General features: G+C 44.5%; 9 protein-coding genes. 5 read left to right on the top strand and 4 right to left on the bottom strand.

Annotation, left to right across the window (positions count from 1 at the left end; all coding sequences use genetic code 11):
• Positions 1-785: cytochrome c (locus A3766_RS11130; protein WP_197479540.1), on the bottom strand; the 785-nt coding region annotated here is incomplete at its 3' end.
• A gap of 77 nt (positions 786-862) precedes the next feature.
• Complete coding sequence (locus tag A3766_RS11125) at positions 863-1,519, bottom strand: cytochrome c (RefSeq protein WP_068553310.1); 657 nt, start codon at positions 1,517-1,519, stop codon at positions 863-865.
• A gap of 309 nt (positions 1,520-1,828) precedes the next feature.
• Here A3766_RS11125 and A3766_RS11120 point away from each other — a divergent pair, with 309 nt between their 5' ends.
• A complete protein-coding gene (locus A3766_RS11120) occupies positions 1,829-2,836 on the top strand; it encodes a GTP-binding protein (RefSeq protein ID WP_068553312.1) in 1,008 nt (335 codons plus the stop codon).
• Between the two features lie 84 nt (positions 2,837-2,920).
• Here the strand turns inward: A3766_RS11120 and A3766_RS11115 are convergent, their stop codons facing one another.
• Complete coding sequence (locus A3766_RS11115) at positions 2,921-3,817, bottom strand: alpha/beta fold hydrolase (RefSeq protein ID WP_068509440.1); 897 nt, start codon at positions 3,815-3,817, stop codon at positions 2,921-2,923.
• Between the two features lie 171 nt (positions 3,818-3,988).
• Between A3766_RS11115 and A3766_RS11110 the strand changes: the two genes are divergently transcribed.
• Together A3766_RS11110 and A3766_RS11105 are read left to right on the top strand one after the other, a co-directional pair.
• Entirely contained in the window at positions 3,989-4,840 is an 852-nt protein-coding gene (locus A3766_RS11110) for a DUF6502 family protein (RefSeq protein WP_068509442.1), read from the top strand.
• A gap of 13 nt (positions 4,841-4,853) precedes the next feature.
• Positions 4,854-6,785: a beta-propeller domain-containing protein gene (locus tag A3766_RS11105; RefSeq protein ID WP_068509444.1), complete on the top strand. Its 1,932-nt coding sequence runs from the start codon at positions 4,854-4,856 to the stop codon at positions 6,783-6,785.
• A gap of 36 nt (positions 6,786-6,821) precedes the next feature.
• On the opposite strand, the gene A3766_RS11100 is transcribed toward A3766_RS11105, so the two are convergent.
• Complete coding sequence (locus A3766_RS11100) at positions 6,822-7,544, bottom strand: nitroreductase (RefSeq protein WP_068509447.1); 723 nt, start codon at positions 7,542-7,544, stop codon at positions 6,822-6,824.
• 119 nt (positions 7,545-7,663) lie between these two features.
• Between A3766_RS11100 and A3766_RS32665 the strand changes: the two genes are divergently transcribed.
• Positions 7,664-7,876: a LysR substrate-binding domain-containing protein gene (locus A3766_RS32665; RefSeq protein WP_068509449.1), complete on the top strand. Its 213-nt coding sequence runs from the start codon at positions 7,664-7,666 to the stop codon at positions 7,874-7,876.
• 315 nt (positions 7,877-8,191) lie between these two features.
• A partial coding sequence (locus A3766_RS11090) for a hypothetical protein (RefSeq protein ID WP_197479539.1) occupies positions 8,192-8,851 on the top strand: 660 nt, incomplete at its 3' end.

The raw sequence follows: 8,851 nt of genomic DNA, 5'->3' as shown, positions 1-8,851 counted from the left end.
ACAGCCTTTAAGTCGTTCCAGCTCATGTATCCGGTGCTATGCTCTACTACCTCACTCATACTGCCGCCAAACACATCGCCATCATGTTTGATTCCGGTCTGTAAGGCGTAGGCAAGATCATCCTCAGTCCAGCCATTTTCCTTTAGATTAGCCGCCGTGATAGCAGGAACCTTATTGTTGTTAGCATCATAACCACCAGCAAAAGTCTCTTGACTGTTCAAAGCGCCAAAAAGATTCCTTGGTGTATGGCAAGCGCCGCAGTGTGCGGCTACCTCAACCAGGAATTTTCCTCGATTGAGCTGATCGACTGACGCTGAATTCGCCACTGAAGCAGATGGGCTAAAAAACATGGCTCGCCATAGCTTTAAACCTTCACGAAAATTGAATGGAAACATTATAGACTGCTCGGGGTCTGGTTCAGCGACTGGCGGTACGGTTTGAAACGCTACCCATAAATCGGCTACATCTTGATCAGAAAACTTCTCGTAAAACGTGTATGGAAAAGCCGGATAATACGGCTTTCCTTCAGGTGAAATACCTTCTCTTAGTGCTGTCGAAAATTGTTGAAATGTCCACGCCCCAATACCATGTTTCGGGTCTGAAGTTAGGTTTGGCGCACGAAAATCACCGAAAGGCGTGGTTAAAGGTTTTCCTCCTGATAAGAATTTACCGCCGGAGTCGATATCAGTATGGCAAGCAATACATCCTGATATTCGCGCCAAGTAAGCGCCCCGAGCTGTATTTCCATTAATATCTTTTGAACTAAAACTTGGAGACAGGGGCATCCAAAGCCAATATAGAAGCGCCCCCCCTAAAAGCAATAGAAGCAAGCAAAAGCTGTAGTAGCGGCGAGGCATTCCTGTCATTTCTCGATGCGGTATTTTTTATGGCACGAAGCACAGCTCTGCCCAATCATACGAAACAAGCCAGCGCTCGGTTTGGAAGCAAGGTGTTCATCACTCATGTTGTCTAGCCCCCGTTGCGCTCCCATTGCTGCTTGACCTTGGGCACCCATCATTCCCTGGCCTCTCATTTGCTCCCCCATGCGACCATTCATAGGGCCCGATTCTCCCATCATGCTATGGCCGGACATATGATTTGAATTACCCATCATGGTATTCCCCATACCATTTTCTGGTTCCACATTCTGATTGTTGGCAGCTCCATCGTGCAAGGCCTGCCCTAAGCGTTCTAGATTGCGTGCTAAGCGCTGAAAATTCTCCCACTCATTCCATATTTCAGCAGTCGCCTCGCTAGGCATATTTAAACTGCCATCGGGAAAAAGCTTTGTCATATGCTCGCCAGAATGATCTCGGATCAGAAGCGCATTCCTCTTTACAGTTTCAGCGTCGTATTCTTTTTGCCCTCGCATAATCGGTTTTAGCTCTTTCATAGCGCCTTTTAGATTATCCATTAAATCCATACGCTCTTTAATAATACCGGTCGCCCCGCCATGGCCATAAGCGACAGCTGAAATGGAAAAAATAGCCAAAATTATAATCACTGCATTTCTGTTCATGAACTCGTACCTAATCAATTTTCCACCAAGCGTTAGTTGAAGTTTACGCCTATAAATCACTTAATTTAATCTCTCTAGTTAACTACGAAAATGCCTTCAGGTGAAGCAAAACCAAACTAGCGGGTCGTTTCTCACTATAGTAAACATAAGAATTGCATATGTTGAGGTCTATTTATACATAAGGTGTCAGACAGACAATCGTGTGCGTCAGCACGATTATGTTTATACTCTCGAATATATTCTACCGATCATTACCCGGCTTGCTGGCCCTGACCACAGTCCGAAACTTATATAAGGCAAAAACCTAGTATGACCATCGACGCAAAAACGGTCTCGGCAGTACCCACCAATATCATCACTGGCTTCCTCGGTGTCGGAAAAACTTCTGCGATTCTGAACTTACTCAAACAAAAACCCGATAACGAACGATGGGCGGTACTCGTCAATGAATTTGGCGAAATTGGTGTAGACGGCAGTTTGTTTCAAGGCCAGAGCTCTCAAGAACAAGGCGTATTTATTAAAGAGGTGCCAGGCGGCTGTATGTGCTGTGCATCGGGCTTACCGATGCAAATTGCTTTAAACCAGTTACTTTCACGTGCCAAGCCCGACCGCTTGCTGATCGAGCCAACTGGGCTAGGCCACCCAATAGAAGTCTTAGAAGTACTGTCGGCAGAACACTATCAACAAGTACTCTCCCTACAAAAGACCCTCACATTGGTCGATGCACGAAAGCTAAGCGATGAGCGCTACACCCAGCATGATACCTTCAATCAACAGATATTGATTGCTGATATGATCATTGGCAACAAAAGTGACCTTTACCAAGACGGAGATGAAGCACAACTCACCCAATATATTAAGAAAACAATGGATAAAGCCCCTCCTGTTGTACTAACAAGTTATGGAAATATCGACATCGCACTTTTGAATGGGCCGACATCATCAGTGGTAACAGCCAAACATCACCATCATGAATCTGACGCACCTAGATTACTCATGGACTCGCCTATACCGGAAACAGGCTTTTTAAAAGCAACAAATAAGGGAGAGGGCTACGAAAGTATCGGCTGGCGCTTTTCGCCAGATAAGACCTTTAGCCATGCTGCACTTTTCAACTTCTTGAGTGGAGTCAATGCTGAACGAATGAAAGCCGTGTTTATCACTGACGAGGGAGTATTCGGCTATAACCTAACAACAGATGCCTTAACCGAGGTAGCACTGGATGAATGCCTGGAAAGCCGGATTGAAATTATTGGCAAGGGCTTATCTGCTGATATCGAAACTGAACTGATGGCTTGCATGTCAGAGCTCAACTAGTCTTTTCGAAAACGCTCTTTTAGATAATTTAAAGTACTTTGATCCCTTAAGGTCGCATCGGCGTGATTCGATTCATTAGCCAAGCTATTCGCTATCAGAGGATTTTCCTAAGTGCTTGCTAACCACAAAAGCCAGATAGCCAACAAGGGGTCTTGGAAAGTCATGCGCCATCCCTTCTATCTCGCGGAATTCAGCACCTTCAATCAGTTCAGCATTTTTTCTTCCGAACTTGATAGGAATGAGCCGATCTTCGGCACCATGAATAATCAAAGTGGGGACATTGACTCGCTGTGTAATCTTTTTGGTTTTCTTAGTCGCTACAATCGCAGAAAGCTGTCTTTTTGTACCGTACTTTTCAGCATCGCGCGCCAGAGCTTTCCGGAGTCGAGATTCTAACTCTTCTTGCTTTGGCGGGTGAGTCCTGCTGCTAATCAAACGGACGGTTTCCATTTTCAGGTCTAGCTGTTCTTCTTCGGCAGCCTGGCTCGACTTAAGCAAATGAAGCCCCAGCTTCATATTCCAAGGCATCACTAAACCACGACTATCTGCCGTAGACATGATCGAGGTTAAGCTAATAATACGATCATGATAAATACCAGCAATGATTTGAGCGATCATGCCACCCATTGAAGCTCCGACAATATGGGCCTGTTTACACTTTAGGTGGTCAAGCAGACAGACCGCGTCGTGGGCCATATGATATAGATCGTAGGGTGCGTCTATCTTCAAGCCAAACCAGTTTGCCAATACCTGTTTCAACACACGAGGAGCTGCATAGTGATCAAACTTGGTAGAAAGGCCAATATCTCGATTATCAAATCGGATAACGTAATAACCTTCTTCAGCAAGCAGATGACAGAACCGGTCAGGCCAAACAATCATCTGGGCACCTAAACCCATAATCAGAAGTACGGCAGGCCTTTTAGGGTTTCCGAAGGTCTCGTATTCAATACTTACATCGTTACATACAGCTTTAGGCATGGTGACAGCACGGAGGAAAAAACAATAACAATGGGTTTAAGTTTAGATGCCGATCGGAGATACGATGTGAAGGTTTTGTGTCAGTTCGGGCAATACAATTCGGTGGCAATGACCAGTTTGCCTTAGCGAGTTTCACTTGATATTTGTTCATATTGGGAATATATTCCCAATATGAACAAAGAAACGTTAAGCTACAAAAACACCTTAAGCCAATGTGTCATCTTTATGATGAAACCTTTGGTGCGCATACTCCTGAGGTCAGGAGTCGGTTTCTCTGACTTTGCCGAATGGGTAAAACATGCCTATGTGGCCGTTGCAGAAGAAGAGTTCACTGTCGATGGAAAGCCCCAGAGCACCTCTAGAATTTCGATTTTAAGCGGACTTCATCGAAAAGAGGTTGCACGAATTCGTAAAGAACTTGATGAAAGCAAGATTCCCACCACAACCACACCTGCCAACCGGGCAGAGAGAGTCATTAACGCATGGCTTAGGGAGCCGGCTTATAGCCGCGATCAAAACGCACCGCTAGACCTCCCTTTTAGCTCGAGTAACGCTGACACACCAAGTTTTGAGTCTTTAGTCAAAGAATATAGTGGCGATATTCATACAACGACCTTACTTGAAGAACTTACCCGTTTAGGTGCAGTGGAGAAACTTGAAAATGAACACCTACGGCTAAACCAATCCGGCTATATCCCGATACCCGAAAGCCTTGATCAGATTGAAGTCGCCGCACAATCAGCACACGATTTAATATCCACACTAAGCAACAATTTAAATCCAGATTCAGACGAACCTCGCTTCCAACGATCTGTTGCTTACTTGCACCTATCAAGTGACTCTATTCAAGAATTTAAACAATACAGCAAAAAAGAAAATGAAAAATTGTTGCTCAAGCTGAATAAGTGGCTTGCACAGCACGACATGCCATTAGCCGAACAAAAACACGCTTCCAATCAGTACAGAGCGGGAGTTGGAATTTATTATTTCGAAGAGCTCAACAATAAATCGAGCCAAGTTTAAAGGACCAACTGCAATGGACATTCAACATAAACTTAAGCCAAGTTTGTTTCTTCTCACCTTGAGCTTACTGTCATCTGTTTTCGTTGGCTGTAGTGAGTCCGAGAATGATGGCGGAATTACCGGAACGGGCGGCCCTCTGGAAAGCTACTTAAAGCACGGAATTGCTTCGAATAACCAGAACCCTAGCTATTGCGATATTTGCCTCGATGCCCCCGTACTCGAAAGCGATGGAAGTGCAGATGCCTCTTCTGACGAGTCAAGCGATAGCTACTCCCGAACTAATACTCAAGAAACAGGAGTCGATGAACTCGACTGGCTTAAGACCGACGGAAACCTGATATACAGCTACAATGGAGGTTCCGACATCAATATATTTGAATTATCGGAACAGACAGGTAAACACGAAGCGCTCAATACCATTACCCTCTCTACTTCACGTCATTACTTACAGGGCTTGTATCTGGAAGAAACACTCGAAAACAAAAAACTTATTTCAATCGCTAACGAATACGCTCAAGTCTATAGCGACTACTTCTGGCACTGGAGTGATAGCCGTATCAGTATTGATATGTATGACGTGGAAACACCTGAATCCACCATAGACAAAACCACATCTATACAGATAGAGGGTCAGTATGTCAGCAGCCGAAAAATCGGCTCAAAGCTCTATATCATTAGCCAATACAGTGCCTACCTCGACGACTATGTAATCTATCCCTATGAAGAAGATGATATTAGCCGTAACGAGTCATTAATCAGCAAGGCCACATTAGAAGACCTACTCCCAAGCGTCACCTTAAATGGCCAAACAAAGATTTTACTAGGTGAAAATGATTGCCATATTCCTAACGAGCCAGAAGATTCAACACAACCTACCCTGGCTATCGTTACTAAAATCGACCTTGGCGCTTCACATGATATGGCGCTTTCAGATATAAAATCCAGCTGCATCGCCGCCCCCATTGCCACAATCTACGCATCATTGAACGCCGTGTATATGGTAGAAAATGAATACAGTTACGAAAACGCAAATGATTCATCTTATAGCAGTACGGTCTACAAGCTAGACTATTCGGACAATGGTCTAGAGTTTGCTGGAAGCGTAGCCCTAAGCGGCCAAGTAGGCTGGAATGAACAGTTCAGACTTAGCGAGTATCAGGATCATCTGCGAGTCGTGACCACTGACCATTCCAGCACAGAGAGAAATATACATCGGCTACATACCATCAATATTGATGATACAGAGCTGAACCTGAATGCAACAATCCCTAATGAATCGGCTCCGGAAGCTATCGGAAAACCAGGAGAGTCAATCTACAGTGTTCGATTTGACGGTGACAAAGCTTATATCGTGACCTTTAGACAAATCGACCCATTTTATGTACTTGACCTATCTAATCACGACTCTCCTCGCGTCGCAGGTGAATTAGAACTGCCCGGCTTTTCAAACTACCTTCACCCCTTCGGCGATACACTTGTCTTTGGCCTAGGCCGCGGCTCGGAAGGTGGCGTCGCAACAAATAATATCAAACTCGCACTGTTTGACGTGAGCGATATGAGCAACCCGCTATTAGTGAATGAAGTACTGCTTGAAGGCGACACATCATATTCTCCTGCCGAATACACTCATACGGCCTTAAGTATCTTACCCGGCAACGATGAACACTCATGGCGTCTAGGTTTTTCAGCGAGCATATTAGAGGACTGGCAGTGGCAAAAAGACGCCTACTATCTTTTTGAGGTCAGAGATACTGAACACCCTGAGGGTGCTAGTCTAAATCAAGCCGGAAGCATAGTCGGTAGCGAACTCGGCACCGGGCAGTCAGGTAGTTATTACTATTCATCCTACGACCGAGGGGTTCTCACTGGCACTCACGTTCACTACTCTCATAGAGGATACTTGATCACAGAATTGTGGGATGACCTGGCTAACCCCGCTGACTGAATGAAACCCTTTTTTAAGCTTGTCGAAGCGTCAAGCTTACTTAGATGTAGGTGCAAACATTACATTTTCGACGCTACGTTTTGCCGGTTGATAAGTGTTCACTTTATGCTCGGCAGGGTAACCGATCGAAAGACCGCATAGCAGTTTATAGTCTTCTTCTATATCGAAATGCTTTTTGATCGGACTTGCCCAAGTGGCAATAGCGGCTTGAGGACAGGACCCCAACCCTTCTTCTACGGCAGCGAGCATGAGTGATTGCATAAAGATACCGGCGTCCAAAGCACTATAAAGACCAAGTTTGTCATTGATAAATATAAAAATTGCAGTGGGCGCACCAAAAAACTCAAAATTCTTTTGCATTTGCGCCTCACGTGCCTCGTAGTCACTTCTTTCAATGCCCAGTGTTTCGTATAGCCCCATGCCACAATCAAACTTGCGTTTCTTAAGCTCATCAGGGTAACTGACGTCGGGGTTATAATCGCCGTCGGGCAAAACACCACTTGTTAACCCCTGCCAAATTTTGCTTGGTAACGGAAGGCGCTTAATCCGGCTAGCTTTGGCGAACTTGCTAGATAATTCGTCAGCTATCTTATTTTTTGTGCTACCGCTAGCAATTGCAATTCGATAAGGTTGAGAGTTACCTCCACTGGGTGATAGCAATGCTTTGCTGATAACGCGCTCCAAGACATCATCCGGAATACTTACAGGTGTGAATTGACGAATGCTACGGCGCGTCTTCAAGGCTTCAGAAAGTTTCATAATTCGTCCTCATGTACCAATATTTCGAAGGTGTGTATGCAAGTATAAGCACGGGCTATTGGTTTATATATAACCTATAATGAAAGATACTATTGCGTTATCTGCAACTTCTCCCAGAAATGCACGTTAATGACACGCAGAAGAAGCTCGTCGTAAATGACGTATTATCGGTTTATCAGGCGGTCAAGGCAGGTATGGGAATCTCTATGCTCCCCAGTTATCTTATCGAAGAGGACATTAAAGCCGGGAGACTCGTCGAACTGTTCTCAGGACAAAAGAATACCCCCATGAAGTTTTTTTACTGTTCCCCTCAACTGAGTTTATGCCTTTAAAGTTACGCGTTTTTATAGATTTTATGTTAGATCAATTTGTCGATGCGTCTTAATACTCAAGGTGAGTGTCAGCTTGGCCAGATTCGATTAAAAGGTTGACGCCGCAATGTCGAATACCGGTTCGAGAAAAAAGCTTCGAATTCCAAACTACTCAAAACAGCAAGATGAGCAAATCAGCCGAGTTTGACCTCATTCACTTATCAACAGTCACCATGAGATATCGCTGCCAAAATACCTTTCATTGCCACATCTCTAACCCTGTCTATACTGAATACAAAAAGAACAAGCCATTCCTTCAATCAAACGGCCTTCAATATGTTTCGCGATGCAACAATACGTCTAAAAGTAATATCTGGATTTGCCCTATCCACACTCGTTATCCTTTTGGTTGGACTGATCGGTTTTAATGGTATTAGTAAGCTATCAGATAACCTATCATTTATCGTGGGTCCAGCATGGGACAGCGCTGATGGAGCGATGGAGGCAGAAATTGGTCTGGAAGCTCAAATGCTTGCAGTAGAGAAAATCTTTCAAGGTTATCATTACGATAAAGGGCTAGAGTCAATCAAGGAAGCCCAACAAAGCACCGATGAAGCGATAGATCAGCTCCGCGATGCAGGGCTCATGGACGCCACTCAAATCGAAAATTTTTCCTTAAACAAAAGTCAGTATAAAAAGCTGCTCGAAGAAGTGCTAAAAGAGTATAAAGACTTTGCCTTCTTAAAATATCAATATGATGAAAATGCAGAAAAATTCGTCAAACTAAGTAGCGAAATAGAAGCAATCGGAGATTCAACGGTCGAACAACTAGAAAAGTCCCCCTCTCAATTAGTCACATGGGATACTGGCCTAAATAATATGTGGTTGGCTGCCGATGGCGCAATGGAGTCTAGTATCGGCTTACTCTCTGGTCTCTACCATATGGCTCGTTTTATCGCAAAGAGCGAAGAGCATAGTGCCGCACAATACAATCTG

Source organism: Oleiphilus sp. HI0132 (genome assembly GCF_001635845.1).
The sequence above is the reverse complement of the archived record's forward strand: the minus strand, read 5'-3'. Positions and strand labels throughout refer to the sequence as shown.